This is a genomic window from Flavobacterium sp. HJJ, from assembly GCF_015351475.1.
GTDB lineage: Bacteria > Bacteroidota > Bacteroidia > Flavobacteriales > Flavobacteriaceae > Flavobacterium > Flavobacterium marginilacus.
Genome location: NZ_JADKPR010000030.1, coordinates 1 through 19,966 on the forward strand (window position 1 = coordinate 1; position 19,966 = coordinate 19,966).

21 protein-coding genes are annotated in these 19,966 nt (G+C 36.0%); 7 read left to right on the top strand and 14 right to left on the bottom strand.

Annotated features, from left to right (window positions below; genetic code table 11):
- Positions 1-88 precede the first annotated feature (88 nt).
- The 5 genes from IRZ80_RS18370 to mnmE form a co-directional block, all read right to left on the bottom strand.
- On the bottom strand, positions 89-265 hold the full coding sequence (locus IRZ80_RS18370; RefSeq protein WP_194643392.1) for a hypothetical protein: 177 nt from the start codon (positions 263-265) through the stop codon (positions 89-91).
- A complete protein-coding gene (locus IRZ80_RS18375) occupies positions 265-480 on the bottom strand; it encodes a hypothetical protein (protein ID WP_194643394.1) in 216 nt (71 codons plus the stop codon). The genes IRZ80_RS18370 and IRZ80_RS18375 overlap by 1 nt, the downstream gene beginning before the upstream one ends.
- A gap of 11 nt (positions 481-491) precedes the next feature.
- A complete protein-coding gene (locus IRZ80_RS18380) occupies positions 492-887 on the bottom strand; it encodes a DUF5675 family protein (RefSeq protein ID WP_194643396.1) in 396 nt (131 codons plus the stop codon).
- Between the two features lies 1 nt (position 888).
- A complete protein-coding gene (locus tag IRZ80_RS18385) occupies positions 889-1,644 on the bottom strand; it encodes a hypothetical protein (protein WP_194643398.1) in 756 nt (251 codons plus the stop codon).
- A 974-nt stretch (positions 1,645-2,618) separates the two neighbouring features.
- Positions 2,619-4,031 (bottom strand): tRNA uridine-5-carboxymethylaminomethyl(34) synthesis GTPase MnmE, encoded by a 1,413-nt coding sequence (gene mnmE / locus IRZ80_RS18390; RefSeq protein WP_194643400.1) that lies wholly within the window; start codon positions 4,029-4,031, stop codon positions 2,619-2,621.
- Between the two features lie 201 nt (positions 4,032-4,232).
- Here mnmE and IRZ80_RS18395 point away from each other — a divergent pair, with 201 nt between their 5' ends.
- From IRZ80_RS18395 to IRZ80_RS18405, 3 genes are all read left to right on the top strand, one after another.
- A complete protein-coding gene (locus tag IRZ80_RS18395) occupies positions 4,233-5,060 on the top strand; it encodes a universal stress protein (protein ID WP_194643402.1) in 828 nt (275 codons plus the stop codon).
- Positions 5,061-5,291: 231 nt separating this feature from the next.
- On the top strand, positions 5,292-6,131 hold the full coding sequence (locus tag IRZ80_RS18400; RefSeq protein WP_194643404.1) for a universal stress protein: 840 nt from the start codon (positions 5,292-5,294) through the stop codon (positions 6,129-6,131).
- 153 nt (positions 6,132-6,284) lie between these two features.
- Positions 6,285-8,057, top strand: coding sequence for a MutS-related protein (locus IRZ80_RS18405; protein WP_194643406.1), 1,773 nt, complete (start codon positions 6,285-6,287; stop codon positions 8,055-8,057).
- Between the two features lie 220 nt (positions 8,058-8,277).
- On the opposite strand, the gene dnaN is transcribed toward IRZ80_RS18405, so the two are convergent.
- From dnaN to IRZ80_RS18430, 5 genes are all read right to left on the bottom strand, one after another.
- Complete coding sequence (dnaN, locus tag IRZ80_RS18410; RefSeq protein ID WP_194643408.1) at positions 8,278-9,396, bottom strand: DNA polymerase III subunit beta; 1,119 nt, start codon at positions 9,394-9,396, stop codon at positions 8,278-8,280.
- 107 nt (positions 9,397-9,503) lie between these two features.
- Positions 9,504-11,189 carry a gliding motility-associated ABC transporter substrate-binding protein GldG gene (gldG, locus tag IRZ80_RS18415; RefSeq protein ID WP_194643410.1) on the bottom strand — a complete coding sequence of 562 codons (1,686 nt, stop codon included), beginning with the start codon at positions 11,187-11,189 and terminating at the stop codon, positions 9,504-9,506.
- Positions 11,189-11,914 (bottom strand): gliding motility-associated ABC transporter permease subunit GldF, encoded by a 726-nt coding sequence (gene gldF / locus IRZ80_RS18420; protein WP_194643412.1) that lies wholly within the window; start codon positions 11,912-11,914, stop codon positions 11,189-11,191. Before gldF ends, gldG begins: the two co-directional genes overlap by 1 nt.
- A 120-nt stretch (positions 11,915-12,034) precedes the next feature.
- Positions 12,035-12,331, bottom strand: a complete 297-nt coding sequence (locus IRZ80_RS18425; protein ID WP_194643414.1) for a putative quinol monooxygenase — start codon at positions 12,329-12,331, stop codon at positions 12,035-12,037.
- Positions 12,332-12,509: 178 nt separating this feature from the next.
- Positions 12,510-13,340 (bottom strand): S-adenosyl-l-methionine hydroxide adenosyltransferase family protein, encoded by an 831-nt coding sequence (locus tag IRZ80_RS18430; protein ID WP_194643416.1) that lies wholly within the window; start codon positions 13,338-13,340, stop codon positions 12,510-12,512.
- 127 nt (positions 13,341-13,467) lie between these two features.
- On the opposite strand from IRZ80_RS18430, the gene IRZ80_RS18435 reads away from it, so the two are divergent.
- The 4 genes from IRZ80_RS18435 (at position 13,468) to IRZ80_RS18450 (ending at position 16,916) form a co-directional block, all read left to right on the top strand.
- Positions 13,468-13,725: a hypothetical protein gene (locus IRZ80_RS18435; RefSeq protein WP_194643418.1), complete on the top strand. Its 258-nt coding sequence runs from the start codon at positions 13,468-13,470 to the stop codon at positions 13,723-13,725.
- Between the two features lie 145 nt (positions 13,726-13,870).
- Positions 13,871-14,824 (top strand): PhoH family protein, encoded by a 954-nt coding sequence (locus IRZ80_RS18440; protein ID WP_194643420.1) that lies wholly within the window; start codon positions 13,871-13,873, stop codon positions 14,822-14,824.
- Positions 14,825-15,024: 200 nt separating this feature from the next.
- Positions 15,025-15,864, top strand: coding sequence for a Cof-type HAD-IIB family hydrolase (locus tag IRZ80_RS18445; RefSeq protein ID WP_194643422.1), 840 nt, complete (start codon positions 15,025-15,027; stop codon positions 15,862-15,864).
- A gap of 98 nt (positions 15,865-15,962) precedes the next feature.
- Positions 15,963-16,916, top strand: a complete 954-nt coding sequence (locus IRZ80_RS18450) for a phosphoribosylaminoimidazolesuccinocarboxamide synthase (RefSeq protein WP_194643424.1) — start codon at positions 15,963-15,965, stop codon at positions 16,914-16,916.
- A 348-nt stretch (positions 16,917-17,264) separates the two neighbouring features.
- On the opposite strand, the gene IRZ80_RS18455 is transcribed toward IRZ80_RS18450, so the two are convergent.
- From IRZ80_RS18455 to tsaE, 4 genes are all read right to left on the bottom strand, one after another.
- On the bottom strand, positions 17,265-17,639 hold the full coding sequence (locus IRZ80_RS18455; RefSeq protein ID WP_194643426.1) for a DUF4258 domain-containing protein: 375 nt from the start codon (positions 17,637-17,639) through the stop codon (positions 17,265-17,267).
- 124 nt (positions 17,640-17,763) lie between these two features.
- Complete coding sequence (locus IRZ80_RS18460) at positions 17,764-18,957, bottom strand: alanine dehydrogenase (protein WP_194643492.1); 1,194 nt, start codon at positions 18,955-18,957, stop codon at positions 17,764-17,766.
- Positions 18,958-19,046: 89 nt separating this feature from the next.
- The gene (locus IRZ80_RS18465; RefSeq protein ID WP_194643427.1) at positions 19,047-19,523 is read right to left on the bottom strand and encodes a GNAT family N-acetyltransferase; all 477 of its coding nucleotides are present in this window, start codon (positions 19,521-19,523) and stop codon (positions 19,047-19,049) included.
- An 8-nt stretch (positions 19,524-19,531) separates the two neighbouring features.
- Positions 19,532-19,939, bottom strand: coding sequence for a tRNA (adenosine(37)-N6)-threonylcarbamoyltransferase complex ATPase subunit type 1 TsaE (tsaE, locus tag IRZ80_RS18470; RefSeq protein ID WP_194643429.1), 408 nt, complete (start codon positions 19,937-19,939; stop codon positions 19,532-19,534).
- Positions 19,940-19,966: the final 27 nt, after the last annotated feature.

The window sequence follows — 19,966 nt, forward strand, 5'->3', positions numbered from 1 at the left end:
GGGAATTTGTGTAATCAGTGGCAAAAAAAAGTATTGAATGAAAAAGCCCAGACCGTTAGGTATGGGCTTATAAAATTCAAAATTCTTTTCATTTCCTTTTCCTTCGAACGAGCTTTTTGAGCAGTATCGAAATGACAAAACTGACAACCGCTCCTATAATAGCTAGAACAACAGTCTTCAAAACATCTTCCGACTGCAGATTGGGCACCATACTCAGAAAAGTACCACTGATAGTTCCCATCAATGGACTGTTACTGGCTTGCATCAGGATTCGAAATTAGGGTGAGTAGTCAATTGGCTGACGGCAGATAATACAGTGCCGGCAGCTGTCAGATAGCCGGCAATTGAAATCAGCGCAGGTGGCAGTGCTATTGGAGCATTAATAACACTGACACCAGCAGTTGCGAGAACAAGCCCGATAGTGCGAAGAACTTTAAAGAATTTTGGAGTGGGAGCAGTAGCTCTTTTTAGAATACTCATAATAGGTATTTTTAAGATTGAACAAGTAATAAAACACTCTCTTTTTCGTCAAGTTTTGGATAGACCAATTTCTTAAGCTTTAGAAAAGCTGGTCTGGATTGGAGTCCAATTCCTGAACCCGAAAGTTGGGTAACTGGAGCAATACAGCCCTTCAGTTCTTTTACGGCATCATTAGCGGGATGAAATAAAATTAAATTTCTATTGTTAACATCCATAATTTCTAAATGCCATCTGAATTTTCTGCTGTATCGCTTACATACAAAATATTCCCCTTCTGGAATGCAGGAAACCTGGCTTGCGTTGTCTTTCCACGGCAATTCAATCGTATAACAGATTATTTTGCCATTGCAGACAAGTTTCCCATTTGTACCTCCTGGAAAATACGTTCTGGTCAATAGTAAAACCATCTTATATACCGTTTACGGCCGCCAGAGCCAATGGGTTGTAAGTTCCATTTTTAAGGGAATACATTTTGCCGTTGACTTCTTGGTAAAACTCCATTCCTAAGGCTAAAAAAAGTGGTTTTCCGCTATTAGGGGTTACCATATTAATATGAGAAATAGCTGATGTAGGCTGTGTATCCCATGGCAGTGGCAGTGTCTCCGAATGCGATTCAATAAATGTTTCTGCTTCAAAATCTATTTCCGTTCCTGCCGATATGATTTTAAAATGAGTGGTACCAGCTGGAGCAGCTATCATATTGGCAGGTACAAAAGAAGCGAAATCAACAGTGATTGCACCACTGACACGGTCAATTGCTGCGGTATACGGGGCAAACAGACTGGTGCCTAATGTTCCATTGATATTAAATTCGAAGCCAATTAACAATTCCGCTTCTCCGTCGATAATATTCCGCATCCCGCGTTCACTGGTGCTGTCAGCCTGAATTACTTTGATCATAGACTGCGTCAGTCGGCTGACCATTCTGCTGTCAGCAGTATTTAAAAGTAAGGATCGTATGGAAGTTCTCAAAACTTTGCCAGCCTTTCCCGCTCTTCCAAATTCAGCACCATTCTCACGGGTGCGCTGAAAAGCAGGATCATTTGCAATTCGTTTTGCATCGATTCCTCCTTTTTCACGAGCCATGTGTCCGTCTTTAGTTTTGTAAAAAGTAATATCCCCGATAGTCCCTTTTAATTTAATAATGCCTTTTTGCTGAGCCATAATTTCTGTTAGTATAATGTTGATGTTTAAAATGTTCGGTACATTTTTTCAAACCTTACAAATCAGTTTCGATGCATCTAGAAGCGGATTTATAATGCAAAGGTGTTACTATCGTATTTAGTATCAAAGGCATAGGGTTCAGGAACAGCCAATAAGTGCTGTAAAGATCATTATAGCTTTTTTTGCCTATAGAAAAACCTCGTTAATTGTCCTGAATGATTATAAGAATTTAAGAGCCTGTTTAAATTTCATTCGTCTCAAATAGAGTTTAAAACGATGCACTTTCAGTGCATCCCGCTTTAGCTTCTAAAAAAGTTTTTGCCACAGAGTCACAGATAAAAAATGATTTTAAATCTGTGAATCTGTAGCAGAATTTAATCAATTTTCGCAGTCCAGCGTTGCAGAATTTCAGTCTGCCTAACCATACTCCTGGGTAAAGCCCACCCAAAGGCATGGATAGTGCATGAAGAATGTATAAAGAAAGAAAAAGTAGTTTAGCAATAAATCAGTATTATTGAGTAGTAGACCACGGCATTCGCATTTAAAAAAAATGAATTTCACCAATTAACACTAATTCTTATCAAAATTGAAATCAAATTTTACAGCTTTTTACAGTTTCGAATATTTTGTGTAATTAAATAGCAATCTTAATTCGTGCAGATTAGTGTAATACCATTTAGAAATATAAAATATTCCAATTTTGGCTCCCTCTCCTCTGGAGAGGGTTGGGGTGAGGATAAATAAAAAAACTATTTTATATTTCTAAATGGTATAATTCGTGTCAGAAACTTTTAAAAGCGAATGCCGTTGGTAGTAGACGGCTTTTATAACTCAGGAGTTTCTTAGCAGGCTGATTCGATCTGTTTGGTATTAGTAACGACAGTCATATAAAACGATATGAGCAGAAATCTAAATCCTGTTTTATAGTATTTTAAATGGGATTCTTTGTTTTAGTTTGGGATGTTTTGTAAAACCTATTTTCCGATGCAGAAATTAGCAAAAATATTCCCCAGTAATTCATCATTAGTAACCTGACCCGTAATCATCCCAAATTGGTACAGCGCTTCTTTAATGTCAAGGGCCATAAGGTCACTGGAAAGATTACTTTCCAGCCCGAATTTCACTTTCTGAATTTCGTCAAGGGCTTTTAGCAGCGAATCATAATGGCGTGTATTAGTGACAATTGTTTCGTTATTCCGAAGTGCTCCGGTGTTAACAAAAGAAAGCAGTTCATTCTTTAAGTCATCAACGCCAATTCGTTCTTTAGCAGAAATGTAAATGGTTTTTGGCTGCTGGTTATTGGTTGCTAGTTTTGCTTCGATTACTTCTGTCATTTCTTTAGAAAGTAAGTCTTTTTTATTAATGATAACCAAAATAGGCTTTTGCGGATACAGATTTTGTGTTTTGTTGATTTCAATAAGTAAGTTATCCAGTTTTTCATTCACTGACAGCTGACGGCCATCAGCTAAATACAAAACAACCTGCGCCTGATCAATTTTCTCAAAAGTTTTTTTGATTCCGATGCTTTCCACCACATCGGCGGTTTCACGTATTCCGGCGGTATCTATAAATCGAAAGCCGATGCCGCCAATCACCAACTCGTCCTCGATAGTATCGCGTGTAGTCCCTGCAATTTCCGAAACAATAGCGCGTTCTTCATTTAATAAAGCATTCAGCAGTGTAGATTTCCCCACATTGGGTTCGCCTACAATAGCAACAGGAATGCCGTTTTTGATAACGTTACCAACGGCAAACGAATCAATCAAACGCTTAAGTACAAATTCTATTCGGTTCAATAATTCATGAAATTGCGTTCTGTCGGCAAATTCAACATCTTCTTCGGCAAAGTCCAATTCCAGTTCGATTAAAGAAGCAAAATTTAATAATTCTTCGCGCAGTTTAGCAATTTCATTAGAAAAACCACCGCGCATTTGCTGCATCGCAATCTGATGTGAAGCTTCGTTATCTGACGAAATTAAATCCGCTACAGCTTCAGCTTGAGATAAATCTAATTTCCCATTCAAAAATGCTCTTAATGTAAATTCACCCGCATCGGCCATTCGGCAGCCTTTTCGAAGCAGCAGCTGAATAATTTGCTGCTGAATATAAGTTGAACCATGACACGAAATTTCAATGGTATTTTCGCCCGTATAAGAGTTAGGTCCTTTGAATACAGACACTAAAACTTCGTCCAGTGTTTTTTGTCCGTCAATAATATGTCCCAAATGAAGTGTGTGGGATTTTTGCTGTGTCAGATCTTTGTTTTTTATGGATCTAAAAACCGAATGGCCTATAGCTATGGCATTTTCGCCCGAAATACGGATTATGGCAATGGCACCAGCTCCCGAAGGAGTGGCTAAGGCAACTATAGAATCGTTTTGGATCATAACAAAAAATTTATGCAAAAGTAAACAAATTAGTGATTAGCCGGAGGCATTGAAAATTTAAAAGTCAAACCATAAACCACAAACAATAAACATATCCCAGCCTTTAAATTATGTAAATCAAATTGATAATTATCATACTTTATCTGTATGAAATTTTGTAAATTTATACTAGTTATTGGTAATCAGTAAATTATCTGTAAAATGAAAAAAATATTGTTCCCAACAGATTTTTCAGAAGCTTCAAAAAATGCTTTTATATATGCGCTAAAGCTCGCCGATGCTATAGATGCCGAGATTATTACGCTTCATGTTTACGAATTGAATTCACCGGCTTATCTGGACGTTTCAGTCTATCTGCATGAAATCTATCAGTATGAAGAATTGAGCGATTTCGAAAATTACAAAGATGAAGTGCCTGTACTGCGGAACATTGCCCAAACCCATGATTTGGAACACATCAAAATAAGCAATGTACTTATTCAGGGCTATCTGGTGGACGAAGTCGCGAAGATTTCCAAAGAAGAGCCAATAGACTTTATCGTTATGGGAACTAAGGGAGTTACCCACTTGCGTGAAGTCTTTTTGGGTACAGTAGCCACCCGGATAATGAACGAATGCAGTACGGCCGTTTTGGTCATTCCTGAGAAATGCACTTATACCCCGATAACCAAAATTTTATTCAATACAAGGTATCTTCTGGACGATATTGAGCCTCTGAAAAAAGTAGCGGCGCTGGCCAATGTATTTCGGGCACACATCGACTGTCTCAGCATAAAAACACCGCATACCGTTCAGGACAATGATTTTGAGGCCGATTTCAAGAATATTTTCAGAGATGCAGACATTAGTTTTCATTCTGTTATAGAGAATGATATCGAAGGAGCAATTTTCAAGTATATCGATCAAAATGCTATAAATATGGCAGCAATCCATGTACGGCATAGAGGATTTTTTGAAAAGCTTTTTCAGGTAAGCCTGTCTGGAAAGCTGGCCTTTCATATCAATATTCCGTTCTTATCCGTTCATTAAAAGTACTGAATCATGATTATTTGGGCGTGACCCAGCTGAGCAAAGGGGCTAAAGTATAGCAGCGTTTATTCGCCCCTTTCCTCAGCTGCGTCGGGCTTTCCGCGCTGCTTTGGCAGCCAGCTTCTATCCCTCACGCGGCGTCTGCAAACAACAATTTTAGCATAATAACAGCCAGTCATAGAAATAACAGAATTGTTCCTAAAAAAAAAGTAAACTATAATTCATAAACAAATGAAAAAGATTTTATTGCCCACCGATTTTTCAGAAGTTGCCAATAATGCTTTTATTCACGCATTGGAATTTGCAAAAATTGTAAATGGTGAACTCCTGCTTTTGCACACTTTTGAACTGCCAATAGTTGACAGTCAGTTTGTGCCTGAGAATTACTACACAGTATTTGATTCTCTGCAGTTGGCACAATTTGATATGTTCAAGAATGAAATTCCCAAACTTCGGGAACTGGCCAAGAAAAATGGCTTAGAAAATATAAAACTAAGCCATAGACTTATGGACGGCGACTTGATTTATGCAATCAAAAAAGTTGTCAAAGAAGAAAAAGTCGATTTTGTGGTAATGGGTACTTCAGGTGCATCAGGCTGGGAATCATTTTTTGTAGGATCCAATACAGGCGCAGTGCTTACAACCGTTGATGTACCGGTCCTAAGCATACCAGTTGAAGCGCAATATGACAAAGTCAAAGCCATTGGTTTCACCACCCGATTTAGAGACAAAGACAAAGCGCCGCTGCGGCAAGTTCTCAAAATCGCCAAAAAAACCAATGCCGAAGTGAAATGTCTGTATGTCAAAACCAGCAAATCTGATGTTTTGGACACAACAATAAAGGAATGGGAAACCGAATTCTTAAATGAACCTATTACGTTTACAGTCGTAAACAGTGATTTGGTCAAAGAAACGATTATCGATTTTGTATCCCACAAAAACATCGATATCTTAGCCATGATCACCCATAAACGAAATTTCTTTTCTGAGCTGTTCAATCCAAGTCTGACCCAAAAAATGTCCAACACTTCTGTAGTGCCGGTATTGGCTCTGCACGAAGAGGAGCTGTAATCTTAGATTTCAGATTTAAGTTTCATTTCGATAGAGGCTTCCATTAACATTTGAAAATTTAAAATCTGCCATTGTCATTGCTGTTGATATTTGAAATCTGCCATTGCCATTGAATTTCTGATTCCCTACATTTGTGTATCATTAAAACAAACAATGGAAATTTATAAAACCAATAGTCAAAGCCATTCAGAGGATTTAAAGGAAATTAACAGCAAGTACAACAGCATAAGTTTTTTTAGACTTATCAGTATTCTGCTTTTCTTAGGAAGCTTATTTTATTACATAAAAACCAGTGAAATAGTATTTGTCATGATGGCAGTTATACTATTCGCTGGTTTTATTATTTTGATGCGGATTCATTCAAAGCTGTCTTTTCAAAAAAAGATAAAAACAGCGCTGGTGGAAATTAACGAAAATGAAACCGCCTATTTGGAACGAAAAGCAATCCCTTTTGAAAATGGTGCCGAATTCAATGATTTTCACCATCCGTATGCCTATGATCTGGATATATTTGGAGCGCATTCTTTGTTCCAAAACCTAAACAGAACCGCAACTTATATCGGCAAGAAGACATTAGCGAGACAATTATTGACGCTTTTGCCAAACAGTGAAATAATCCAGAATCATAAAGCTGTTCAGGAGTTAAAAGAAAAATTAGAGTGGCGTCAGGAGTTTTTGGCTTTTGCCAAAGCAGGGAAGGACAGTCAGTCAGTTTACTCAGCATTACTGGAGTGGAGCCGATTTGAAAGTTCTTCTTTATCAAAAACGGATACGCTTTTATCTTTTCTGTTTCCAATAGGTTTTTTTAGTAATCTGCTGGGATATTTTTTTACTTCCAATCCAGTATTCCTGTCGTATCTGACTTTTTTCTTTGTATTAAACATGTCATTTTTAGGCCGGTTTTACAAAAGAATAACTATTGAAATTGCCAATGCTGAAAATATTGATGTCATAGTAAAACAGTACAGTTTACTGGTTCAAAAGATAGAAAATGAAAACTTTCAGTCCGAAAAATTAATTGCTTTACAGCAAAAATTATACTTCCAGAATCAGAAAGCAAGCGTGCACCTTAAGAAATTATCCGAATTATTTTCTAATATGGATACCATTGGGAATTTTGTAACGGCTTTATTGTTCAACGGAACATTTCTTTTCAATCTTCATGTGTTGAGATCGCTGATCGTTTGGAAAAAACAGCATGCAGCAGTCATTGAGGGATGGCTGGAAGTGATAGGGGAGTTCGAAATGCTGAACAGTCTGGCTAATCTCTCTTATAACAATCCCGATTTTGCATACCCAGTATTAAATAACGATCATAAAATTGATTTCACAAATTTGAGTCACCCTTTATTGAATCCAGCTACTAGGAAAGGTAACGATGTACAGTTTTATCCGCAGTCGTTTATGATTTTGACGGGTTCCAATATGTCTGGTAAAAGTACTTTCCTGCGCAGTCTGGGAATCAATATGGTGCTTGCAGGGATGGGGTCGCCTGTCTGCGCACGTGAAGCTAATGTGCATCCGATGCCAGTTTTAGTTTCGATGCGTCTTTCAGATTCATTGTCCGACAGCGAATCCTATTTCTTCGCTGAAATTAAGCGTTTAAAGCAGATTATGGATGAGTTGGAGTTAAGTCCTGCTTTTGTCCTTCTGGACGAAATTCTGCGTGGCACCAATTCCGATGATAAACGAAACGGAACCATTGAAGTGGTCAAAAAAGTAATTGCTAAAAAAGCAATCGGAGCCATCGCAACACACGACATAGAAGTCTGCTTGACCACAAATGAGTATCCTGATATTTTAACTAATAAATGTTTTGAAGTCGAAATTAGCAGCAATGAACTCCATTTTGATTATAAACTCCGTGACGGCATCTGTCAAAACAAAAGCGCCACTTTTTTAATGCAGAAGATGGGGGTTATTTAGTTTTTCCTGCCGGTTTTTCAGTCGCAAAGCCATTGCAAGGAACGAAGCAGCCTCATCAGATTAGCATGTGAAGCCAGTCATTTGGAATGTGGATATGCGTTGCGATTGCTTCGTGCCTCGCAATGACCATGACTAAAAGCAAAAAACCAAAATTCTGGTTAGGAATTTTGGCTTTTCAAATATAAAAATGGTTTTGGTTAGTTTCGTATTTTAGAGGTAACTAGCTGTTTAGCATTACTGGCATTACAAGCATTGTTACGGTTTCGCCTTCTTCCAGTCCATCAATAGGAGTAAGGATTCCGGCTCTGTTTGGTAATGACATTTCAAGCATGATCATGTCTGATTGCAGGTTGTTCAGCATTTCTGTTAAGAAACGGGAGTTGAAACCTATCTGCATATCGTCACCTTGATAATCACAAGTTAATCTTTCTTCTGCTTTGTTGGAGTAGTCAATATCTTCGGCAGAAATATTCAGTTCGGCTCCGGCAACTTTCAAACGAATCTGGTGTGTTGTTTTATTAGAGAAAATAGCAACACGACGTACCGAACTCAAAAATTGGGAACGGTCCATCATTAATCTGTTTGGGTTTTCTTTTGGGATAACCGCTTCATAATTCGGGTATTTTCCATCGATTAAACGACATAATAAAATGTAGTTGTCGAAAGAGAAAGTAGCATTCGAATCGTTGTATTCTATTTTTACTTCAGCATCCGATGTGCTTAGGATACTTTTTAAAATGTTTAATGGTTTCTTTGGCATGATAAACTCAGCCACTTGCGATGCTTTTACATCAGAACGTGCGTATTTTACCAATTTATGAGCATCTGTTGCTACAAAAATCAAACCTTCTGGAGAAAACTGGAAAAATACTCCAGACATTACCGGACGCAAATCGTCATTTCCAGCTGCGAAGATGGTTTTGCTTACCGCTGTTGCCAAAACATCAGCAGGAACAAGCGTTACAGACGGATCTTCTAAGTTTACAGATTTTGGGAATTCTTCCCCTGGTGCATACGCCAAGGCATATTTTCCAGAGTTAGAACTGATTTCTATAGTACTGTTTTCTTCTACTGTGAAAGTTAAGGGCTGTTCAGGAAAAGTTTTAAGGATTTCCAATAATAATTTTGCAGGTACTGCAACACTTCCTTTACTTTTGGAGTCGATCGACAATGTGGCGGACATGGTAGTTTCCAAATCGGATGCCGAAACAGTTAATTCGTTATTATTTAATTCAAATAAAAAGTTATCCAAAATTGGCAAAGTATTGTTACTGTTGATAACGCTACCTAAAACTTGTAATTGTTTTAATAAGTACGAACTCGATACTATAAATTTCATCTGTATTGTTTTGTTTTTAATGGTGTGCTTTTTCTGAATTAAAATTAAGAATAGGCTTTACAAATATATTGTAAACTATTCGAGTATTCCAAATTTTTTATTAACATCTATTTACTGTATTTTCTTTTTCTTAGGAACGTAAATCCGAGACCAAACAGAAGTAAAATTAAGATTGGAAGCCCGATAGTTAGGAACTGGGTAAAGGTATAGTTTTCATACACTTTTTCTTTGTCCAACAAAGGCAGGTCAACATCTTTGCTTCGAATGTTAATAAGTCCGGTGTCATCCAGCAGATAATTCACACAATTCATCATAAAATCTTTGTTGTCGTACAAATTACCAGATCGCTGGTCATAACCTAATTCTACAGGCTGTCCTGTTTTGTCTAATTGATTTTTTATAATGTCGCCGTCCGAAACCACAATCATTTTGCTTTCTTTTGCTTTGGTAACAAAAGATTTTTCTTCAAAAGGTAATACACGGTTTTCAAACATCGAATGAAAATTTCCTTCCAGTAAAACTGCCATAGGAATATTTCCTTTATTTAGGTAGTCAGAGGTTGAAGTCTGCTCAGAAACCATATTCAGACTGATTGGCACAGGAGTTCCTATCCTTTTTGAATAAGCGGACGACTGCAGTAAAACAGTTTTCTTAATACCGTTTTTTAAAGTATCCATCGCATTAGCAAAATCAAATTTGATGCCCCCCAGATTCTTTACAATCGGGTGCTTGCTTGCAGGATATACCTGAGGAGCAAATTTCCAGATGAAATCCTGATATTGCGTTGCGCTTCCCTGCTCTCCGGACGCCAGTTTTATCGGGCTTCCCTGTTCATCTTTTACCAAATCTGGATTGATGCGTACGCCGTATTTGAAAAACATATCATTAAGATTCAGGTCTTTCGGGAATGCTAATGTTGCTCCAGTTGGATTGTACAAGCTGTCCATTTCGGCATTAACTTGTTCTACGAGCCAAAGGGTTTTTCCTCCGTGAATAATAAATTGATCCAAAACCAATTTTTCTTCATCGGTAAAAGCTTCCGTTGGTTTGGCAATGACAGCCAGATCATAATTTTGCAGTGATTTTAGTGTTCCTTCCGGATTTTTGGCAACTGAATCCAAAGTAAACGGACCAATGAAATAGCTTTCGCGTACCTGCATCAGGAATTTGGCAATATGACGTTCCTGAAGTTCACCGTTTCCTTTGATGATAGCGACTTTCTTTTGTTTGTCTTTCGAGATTTTATTGATTCCGTCCGAAATAGAATATTCAAGATGCTGTACAGATCCAATCACTTTTTGAGTAGTAGTGGCTCCCATAATGTTTTTCAGCAATGGAATATTGACTTCCTTATTATTATAAACGGCAATTGCCCATGGAAAAACCATTGACTGGGATTGTTTTCCTTTGTCGTCTACAGTGATATTTATTGGTGTCAATCCTTTTCGATACAGCTCCTTAATTTTATCCATGCTCTCGTCTTTGTTCTCCAATGGATCTACAAATTCGACAATAATGTTAGAATTATAGGCTTGAAATTCTTCCAAAAGCTGTTTGGATTCCAGCTGTAAACGTTTGAATTCAGCTGGTAATTCACCTTGCAGATATACTTTTATAGACAAAGGAGCTTTTACATCTTTGATGATTTTTAAAGTGGTTGGTGACAGCGTATATCTATGATCCTGCGTTAAATCAAAACGATGAAAAAAGAAATTACTTATAATGTTTAATATGAATACTGCCGCAATAGTGATCAATAATGATTTGGCATTTTTTATATTGAAAGCTTTCATTAGGATTTAATAGATTTTAAATTAAACACTGTGAACGAAAGGTATAAAACGGCAATACTAATGAAATAAATTACATCTCGAGTATCTATAACGCCCCGGCTCATACTTTTGTAATGATCCTGCATTCCGAAATAAGATATAAATGAAGAGAAATCTGGAAAAACAGAAGCTAAGCTTTGAAACCCAAAATAGAACAAGAAACACATAAAAACGGCTATTATAAAGGATACAATTTGGTTTTCTGATATTGAGGAAGTAAAAATTCCGATTGCGGAATAAGCACCAATTAAAAACAGCAGACCAAAATAAGAGCCCAAAGTGCTTCCCATGTCAATATTTCCTTCGGGCGACCCCAAATTATAAATTACTTCAACATAGATAAAAGTTGGGATGATAGCCATTATTATCAGCAAAAATGCTCCCAAGAATTTTCCGTTTACAATTTCCCAAACGCTGATAGGTTTTGTGAGTAGTAATTCTAATGTACCCTGCTTTTTTTCATCCGAAAAACTGCGCATGGTTACTGCTGGAATCAGGAAAATTAAAATCCAGGGTGCCAAAGTAAAAAAAGGAGTTAAATCGGCAAAACCGCTGTTCAGGATGTTATAATCACTTTCAAAGACCCAAAGGAATAAGCCGTTTCCAATTAAGAACAAGGCGATTACTAAATACCCGATTGGTGAACCAAAGAAGGATTTTATTTCGCGAAATACGATTGACTTCATTTTTTATGTTAATTCGTTTATTGTTTAATCGTTTATTTGCCACAAAGAGGCGCAAATATACTAAGTTTTTTAATCTGAAATCTGCAGCCTGGAAACAGAAATCTAAAATCTGTATACTGGTTACGGCAGGCTTACTAATTTATCGGCACTCCAAGCCTCAGGTTTTGCATTGAATAATTTTTTCGTAAATGTCCAAACTTTATTGAAAAGCTCTGAATTTCGATAGTTTTCCAAATCTGCTTCTGTTTCCCAATAACTATAGGTAAAGAAAATACTTTTGTTTTCTTTGTCCTGATACAGTTCGAGGAAACGATTTCCGGGAGCATTTCGAATCTGGTCTTTCATTAATTCAAAGTTTTCCAAAAATGCAGGAATATTTTCCTCGTGAAAACTCAGTTTTACAATTCGTACAAACATTTGATTTTTGATTTTAGATCGCTGATTAACGATTTATGATTTAATAACTGCCTGATATATTACTCGTTTTTTACTAGTGAATGCAGTTTTTTTGTATTCTTTTTTCTTTTTCAAATGATATTTTTAATCTTCTTTCAAAAATCTATATTCTATACTCTTTTCTCTAAAATCTTAAAACTCAATTCTTAAACTGTATCGAAACCACATCCCTGTAATTAAGGCCTAATAATGTACTCGCAGACCCCACTGTCAGCGGATTGCTTCTGAAAATGGCAATTTCGAGAAAACCGGCTTCGTTAAAAATGGCTAATTTTTGGCCTTCGTAATACTTTACAGGATATTTATCCGAATTTGCAATCGCTGAATAATACGGCAAAATGTTTTTGATGGTTTGGTTCCTGAAGGCAATTTCATAAGCTCTTCCTTTGGAACATTCTAAAAACTGCTTTTTAGAAATATTGGTCACCACATTGCCAAAATGATCTATATAAATTACGTTTCCTTTTAGCTGGTTTCCATCTTCGGAGAGAATCACCTGCAAATCGGTTACTTGTTTTAGACTAGTGATTTCTTTGCCAATTGCACTTAGAGCTCCGCCTTTGGCAATATGGCAGGCTGTTTTTACAAAAACATCAAGATCGGTTGCTTCATTATGCAGACGGTCATGAACGGTAATGGCGGCAATTTTCTGCGGAATGATCTTTTGCGAAAGCATGCTTAAGATTCCATTATCGGATGCAATAAAGAAATGATCGTCCCACTGCATAACAATATGCTGATTTTCATTGTTGGCTTCTGAATCGACTCCAATAATATGAACAGTGCCTTTTGGAAAACTGTCATAAGAGGCCGAAATAACATAACTGGCTTCAACAGTGTTAAATGGATCGATGTAATGAGAAATGTCAATAATTACGGCGTCAGAATACTCAGATAATATCTTCCCTTTCAGCGCACCGACAAAGTGGTCTTTTAAGCCGTAATCAGTGGTAAGGGTAATTATTGACATAAAATTGTTTATAACTATTGAGTTTTGAAGCGACCGAAACTTATTTTTTCTTAAATTTGAAAAATGCAAAGCTAAAGTATTTTATACTTTATTTAAACACAATTTTATTTGAATTAAAACAAAATCTATGTCAAAGTTTATTTTTATTTTATTTCTTTTATTTACTACAATTAATTCATTTGGTCAAGAAAATATTTCGGATAAAAAAACGGCTGAGTCAGATAATTTAGACAAAAAAATTAAAGTTAAAAAAGACAAAAAGCAAGTATTTAATGAGACTGATATTGAATTACTTCTTAATAATAATCTTTGTGAAATTTTATCAATTAAGCCTTCTGATCTATTGAATGAAGAAATGTTGAAAAAATTAAAAGCTAACGTATAATTAGAACTGGAATTACCCAAATTCCAGAAAAAGATGTTTTTTAGTGTTATTTACCGATTTAGAAATTAAAAACTGTAATAGAAGTGTTACAGCGTAAATATTGAAATTGATTTAACTCAATTATTTAACTTAAAAACTTCTTATTTTGAACGAAAGAATCATCGAGCTAATCGACATTGCTCCAAAAGATTTTTGGGGTACTCAAGACTCACACCTAGAGTCAATTAAGAAATATTATCCAAAATTGAAAATTGTCGCAAGAGGCACTACTCTTAAAGCATTTGGAGACAAAGATGTTTTAGACGAATTTGAAAAGCGGTTTCAGCGTCTGATGCTGCATTTTACACGATACAATACCATAGATGATAATGTAATAGAAAGAGTTATTCAAAGTGACGATCAGGATGACAGAAAAGCTTTGGGACATGACAAAATTTTGGTTCATGGCGTAGGCGGAAAAATCATTAAACCGATGACTCCCAATCAGCAGCTGCTGGTGGATACCATGGAAAAAAATGATATGGTTTTTGCCGTTGGTCCTGCTGGTACCGGAAAGACCTATACAGGTGTTGCCATGGCTGTAAAAGCATTAAAGGAAAAACAGGTCAAGCGTATTATTCTGACCAGACCTGCTGTAGAAGCTGGAGAAAATCTAGGATTTCTTCCTGGTGATATGAAAGAAAAACTGGACCCTTACATGCAGCCTTTGTATGATGCACTGCGGGATATGCTTCCCAACGAAAAATTAGAAGATTATATTTTAAAGGGAATTATTCAAATTGCACCTTTGGCTTTCATGCGCGGACGAACTCTGGATCATGCTTTTGTAATTCTGGATGAAGCACAAAATACAACACATTCGCAGATGAAAATGTTTTTGACGCGTATGGGTAAAAATGCTAAGTTTATGATTACCGGTGACCCTGGGCAGGTAGATTTACCGCGCCGAACAATTTCCGGACTCAAGGAAGCTTTACTGGTTTTAAAAGATATTGACGGTATTGGTATTATTTACCTTGATGATAAGGATATTGTACGTCATCGATTGGTTAAAAAAGTAATTGATGCTTATAAACAAATCGAAAATAATGATTATTAAAATTAAAACAAGATAATTAAAATTTAAAGGAGAAGCCCGCAATTGAGTTTCTCCTTTTCTATATAGGAAAGAATGTATCTTGTTTTTAAAGTTAACAGATGTATATAATTAAGTTAAATGAATTTTATATAAAACTAACTTTTTTGGTATGTTATTGAAAAGCAATAATTTTGCAGCGGTTAAAATGAAATTGAATTAAAATGCCAAAACAAAAAATTAAAGTAGTAATAAGCGATTTAGACGGAACATTACTCAACTCAGATCACACAATATCAGCGTATACTAAATCTGTTTTTCAAGAACTGCACAAGCAGAATTATTTAATTATTGTTGCCACTGGGCGCCATCATATTGATGCGATGGCAATCATCGACAGTTTGGATTTTCCAATTTATTTAGTAACATCAAACGGAGCCAGAATTCATTCGCCTCAAAAAGAATTATTGTATTCTCTTGATATGAATGGGGATTCGGTAAAATCAGTTTTAGCACTGGACATTGACCCCGAAATTACAACTGTTTTGTTTAGGGAAACTGTCTGGCAGACTTCTAAAACGAATAAAAAATTAAATGCTTTTCAAAAAGATTTAGCATATCCTCCTCAAGTGGTTAATTTTGCAGAGCTGGAAGATTTTAATGCAATAAAAATTTTTTTCACGCACGAAGATCATCAAAAATTAGTAGATTTAAAAGAGAAAATTCTTGAAACCCATTCAGATGAATTTAGTCATGCTTTTAGTCTGCCTATCTGTTTGGAATTTATGGATAAATCAGTAGACAAAAGTGCTGCCATTAGCAGGATTCTGGAGAAAGAAGGCTATACTTTTGCAGAGGCTGTTTCTTTTGGGGATGGTTTTAATGATGAAAAAATGTTAGACGCCGCGGGAATCGGTTTAATTATGGGGAATGCACCACAGAGTTTAAAAAATAAATTACCGCATTTAAAAGTGATTTCTACCAATAATGAAGACGGAGTGGCCAGATATTTGTCTTTAAATTTAGAAAATATTGGTACCAAGTTTAAAGAAATAAATGCATAGAATTTATTTTTGATCTATAAATAGAACTTTTGGTTTTCCTTGCGTTCTCTATTAATTAGTTTTAAATTTGCATACTAAAAAATAACAACACACTACTAATGAGCAATACAATTACCACTACCGATTTTAATTTTCCGAATCAGAAATCAGTTTACCGCGGAAAAGTAAGAGAAGTTTATAATATCAATGACGATTTACTAGTAATGATAGCTACTGACAGGCTTTCGGCATTTGATGTTGTTCTGCCAAAAGGAATTCCTTACAAAGGCCAGATTCTAAATCAGATTGCTACCAAATTCATGGAATTGACTCAGGATATTGTACCAAACTGGTTAATTGCAACGCCGGATCCAAGTGTAGCTGTTGGTCATCTATGTGAGCCTTTCAAAGTAGAAATGGTGATTCGAGGTTATGTTTCAGGTCATGCTGCACGCGAGTACGCTCTAGGCAAAAGACAAATCTGCGGTGTAACAATGGCAGAAGGACTGAAAGAAAATGATAAATTTCCAGAACCGATTATAACTCCGACTACTAAAGCAGATAATGGTTCTCATGATGAAGATATTTCACGTGAAGATATTTTGGCTAAAGGAATCGTTACGGAAGAAGATTATTTAGTTTTAGAAAAATATACCCGTGCTTTGTTTCAAAGAGGGACTGAAATCGCTGCAAGCCGTGGTTTGATTTTGGTTGATACCAAATATGAATTTGGAAAAACTAAAGAAGGTGTGATTGTATTGATTGACGAAATTCATACTCCGGATTCTTCCCGTTATTTTTATTCTGAAGGATATGAGGAAAGACAGAAAAATGGTGAAGAACAAAAACAATTGTCCAAAGAGTTTGTGAGACGCTGGTTAATTCAAAATGGATTTCAAGGACAGGAAGGACAGCAGATTCCTGATATGACTGATGAGTATATCGAAACCGTTTCAGATAGATACATTGAATTGTATGAAAATATTATCGGTGAAAAATTTGTAAAAGCTGATATTTCAAGTATTAATGAAAGAATTGAGAAAAATGTTTTGGCTTATTTAGCACAAAGATAAAATTACATCAAATCGTAATATTGCGTTATTATAGAAAAACCATAATTCATCTAATTGAATTATGGTTTTTTTAGTGTCAATAATATTGTTCTTTTTTTTTCTCAAAAAAAAACTAAACCACTATGGACTGAAAGTCATAGATTTGGTTAGGCAGACTGAAAGTCTGCAAGGTTGGATTGCGAAAATTGATGAAATTTTGCCACAGATTCACAGATTTTAAAATCATTTTTTATCTGTAATCTGTGGTAAATTTTTTTTAGAAGCTAAAGCGAGATGCACTGAAAGTGCATAGTTTTAAACTCTATTTGAGACCAATAAAAAAGCTCCTCGTGAGAAGAGTTTGTGATCTTATTTTTTAGTGATGTCTTCGAGAACCGCTTTGTTTTCGTAATTAATCACTTTAATTATAATCTGCTGATTTTTTCTTGTTTTGCCTTCTATGACGTAGAGTTTTCCTTTTTTGAATGGAATATTGCTTTTGTCAAAATCAACGTCTCCAAGTTTTAATGTGTTTTTGATATCGGTGGTGTCAATCCATTTTTGAGATAAAATGAGTGAGGCTTTATCAGAATAGTGAAAAGGTTTGTTTCTCAGATCATTTAAAACCCTGGCGTTTGGGAAATAATTGCAGCGGGTATCTTTTCCGCTGAAAATTGCAGCGACCACAAATAATCCCATAATTAAACCTACTAAATAGTATGCAAAACGATGTATGAAATTCATATATAATATTTATTGTTTTTTATTGGTTATATGAAATTTGCATAGTTACTTTTGGCATTAACAGCCTATTGAAGCTTATGCTCATCTTATATTTTAATTTCCGCAAAGGTATGGGAAAGTTTGTTTAAAAAACAATTAAATTAATGTCGTTATCCGGTAAATCAAACCAGTCGCCAATTGCTTTGTTGGTGAGAATTCCGTGATATAAGTAAACACCGTTTTTTAACCCTGAATTACATCGGATGGCGCTTTCGATACCACCGTCATCGGCAATCTGTAAAAGATAAGGTGTGATGATATTGCTTATGGAAAGCGATGCTGTTTTAGAATAACGGGAAGGAATATTAGGCACGCAATAATGCAGTACATTGTGTTTTATATATGTTGGTTTTTCGTGAGTGGTCACTTCAGATGTTTCAAAACAGCCTCCTGTGTCGATGCTGATATCAACAATTACGGCACCTTTTTTCATGTGCTCGACCATTGTTTCTGTTACTACTACCGGACAGCGTTCCAATCCGCGCATGGCACCGATCGCAACATCGCAGCGTCTGAGTGCTTTAAGTAATGATTTCTGCTGAATTGTAGATGTAAAAATGCGCTGATGCAGGTTGTTCTGTAATCGGCGCAGTTTGGTTATTGAATTGTCAAAAACTTTTACGCTGGCTCCAAGTCCGATGGCGGTTTTGGCAGCAAATTCTCCGGCGGTACCAGCTCCGATTATTACAACCTCTGTAGGCGCAACACCAGTAATGTTGCCAAATAGTAAGCCTTTTCCAAACTCATCTGTAGTCATTAATTCCGCAGCAATCAGTATGGATGCGGTTCCTGCTATTTCGCTTAATGATTTTACGGCAGGGTAGGAGCTTTCGCCGTCTTTTAGATATTCAAAAGCAAGGGCTGTTATTTTTTTTCGGGATAAAGCTTCGAAATATGATTTTTTTCTGGTTTTTAATTGAATGGCAGATAAAATAATTGTTTTAGGCTGTATCATTTCAATTTCAGCAATTGTTGGCGGTTCCACTTTTAAAATCATCGGACAGCTAAAAACTTTTTTAGTATCCTGTGTTATTTCCGCACCAGCTTCACTGTATTCTTTGTCACTATAGCTGGAACTTACTCCGGCTCCGGATTCTATCATTACTCTATGTCCTTGATAGGTAAGGGAATTCACGGCATCAGGTGTAAGGCAGATGCGTCTTTCTTGGTAACTATTCTCTTTTGGAATTCCGATAAAAAGCTGGCCTTTGTGTTTAGCTATTTCCAGTTTTTCTTCCTGAGGCAGTAATTGTTCTTTTGTAAATGGACTTAGAGACATTGATTTCATGTAATTAGTGGTACAATTTACAAAAAAGATTCAAAGTATGATATTTGGAACGCCTAATTAAATACACAAGCAGTATGGATTTAGAATAAATTTCTTTCCATTTTGATATCAGCCCTTTCGTATATACCTTCTTCCAATGGAATTTCCATGAAATCAAAACTTTCATATAAAGCGAGTGCCGGCAGTAATTTTCGATTGGAATACAGGATTAATTTCTGGATACCATTTTCTTTTGCTTTATTGAGGCAATGTTCCATCAGCTTTTTACCAATGCCTAATCCTTGATTTCCATCAGAAACAGCCATTTTAGTAAGTTCAAATACTGCGTAATCAATTTTCAGCAAAGAAACTGTACCGACAATTTTGTTATTGTACCGAGCATAGAAAATCATTCCGCCTTTGTCTATTATTTCGGTTTGAGGATTGGATAAAACTTTTTCATCTTTTGGCTCCACTTTGAAGTATTTGTGAAGCCATTCCAGATTTAAGATTTTGATATGTTCTTTTAATTCGGCTGAAAAAGGAATTATCTCGACTTTATTGGCATCTGATACCATAATTTTTTCTAGTTTAATTCTAATAAACGTTCGCCTGTTGGCAGTAATTCTATATTTATTACAGTATGTTCCTTTGGAATCAAATTAGCAATTTTTTCAGACCATTCGATAAAACACCAGTTTCCTGAGTACAGATAATCATCTACGCCCATATCCAAAGCTTCGGTTTCTTTGTTCAATCGGTAAAAATCAAAATGATATACTGTCTGATTATTGCTGGTTTGGTATTCATTTACTAATGAAAAAGTGGGACTGCTGGTAGCGTCCTGAACACCCAGTGTTTTGCATAGCTGTTTGATTAAAGTGGTTTTTCCAACACCCATTTCTCCATTAAAAAGGATTACTTTATTTGGATTTTGGTCTAAAATCTGCTGTGCGGTTTCTGGAAGCTGTTCAATTGAAAATATGATGGTCATTTTTTTTATTAATTGTGATTTTTTAGA

Excerpts from the sequence above, each read along its gene's own strand:
- gldG (WP_194643410.1), bottom strand. The coding sequence starts at position 11,189 with ATGAAAGCTTTCAATATAAAAAATGCCAAATCATTATTGATCACTATT.
- dnaN (WP_194643408.1), bottom strand. The coding sequence starts at position 9,396 with ATGAAATTTATAGTATCGAGTTCGTACTTATTAAAACAATTACAAGTT.
- IRZ80_RS18375 (WP_194643394.1), bottom strand. The coding sequence starts at position 480 with ATGAGTATTCTAAAAAGAGCTACTGCTCCCACTCCAAAATTCTTTAAA.
- tsaE (WP_194643429.1), bottom strand. The coding sequence starts at position 19,939 with ATGACCATCATATTTTCAATTGAACAGCTTCCAGAAACCGCACAGCAG.
- gldF (WP_194643412.1), bottom strand. The coding sequence starts at position 11,914 with ATGAAGTCAATCGTATTTCGCGAAATAAAATCCTTCTTTGGTTCACCA.
- mnmE (WP_194643400.1), bottom strand. The coding sequence starts at position 4,031 with ATGATCCAAAACGATTCTATAGTTGCCTTAGCCACTCCTTCGGGAGCT.
- IRZ80_RS18445 (WP_194643422.1), top strand. The coding sequence starts at position 15,025 with ATGCCAAAACAAAAAATTAAAGTAGTAATAAGCGATTTAGACGGAACA.
- IRZ80_RS18380 (WP_194643396.1), bottom strand. The coding sequence starts at position 887 with ATGGTTTTACTATTGACCAGAACGTATTTTCCAGGAGGTACAAATGGG.
- IRZ80_RS18405 (WP_194643406.1), top strand. The coding sequence starts at position 6,285 with ATGGAAATTTATAAAACCAATAGTCAAAGCCATTCAGAGGATTTAAAG.
- IRZ80_RS18450 (WP_194643424.1), top strand. The coding sequence starts at position 15,963 with ATGAGCAATACAATTACCACTACCGATTTTAATTTTCCGAATCAGAAA.
- IRZ80_RS18430 (WP_194643416.1), bottom strand. The coding sequence starts at position 13,340 with ATGTCAATAATTACCCTTACCACTGATTACGGCTTAAAAGACCACTTT.
- IRZ80_RS18385 (WP_194643398.1), bottom strand. The coding sequence starts at position 1,644 with ATGGCTCAGCAAAAAGGCATTATTAAATTAAAAGGGACTATCGGGGAT.
- IRZ80_RS18370 (WP_194643392.1), bottom strand. The coding sequence starts at position 265 with ATGCAAGCCAGTAACAGTCCATTGATGGGAACTATCAGTGGTACTTTT.
- IRZ80_RS18455 (WP_194643426.1), bottom strand. The coding sequence starts at position 17,639 with ATGAATTTCATACATCGTTTTGCATACTATTTAGTAGGTTTAATTATG.
- IRZ80_RS18400 (WP_194643404.1), top strand. The coding sequence starts at position 5,292 with ATGAAAAAGATTTTATTGCCCACCGATTTTTCAGAAGTTGCCAATAAT.
- IRZ80_RS18465 (WP_194643427.1), bottom strand. The coding sequence starts at position 19,523 with ATGGTATCAGATGCCAATAAAGTCGAGATAATTCCTTTTTCAGCCGAA.
- IRZ80_RS18435 (WP_194643418.1), top strand. The coding sequence starts at position 13,468 with ATGTCAAAGTTTATTTTTATTTTATTTCTTTTATTTACTACAATTAAT.
- IRZ80_RS18425 (WP_194643414.1), bottom strand. The coding sequence starts at position 12,331 with ATGTTTGTACGAATTGTAAAACTGAGTTTTCACGAGGAAAATATTCCT.
- IRZ80_RS18395 (WP_194643402.1), top strand. The coding sequence starts at position 4,233 with ATGAAAAAAATATTGTTCCCAACAGATTTTTCAGAAGCTTCAAAAAAT.
- IRZ80_RS18460 (WP_194643492.1), bottom strand. The coding sequence starts at position 18,957 with ATGTCTCTAAGTCCATTTACAAAAGAACAATTACTGCCTCAGGAAGAA.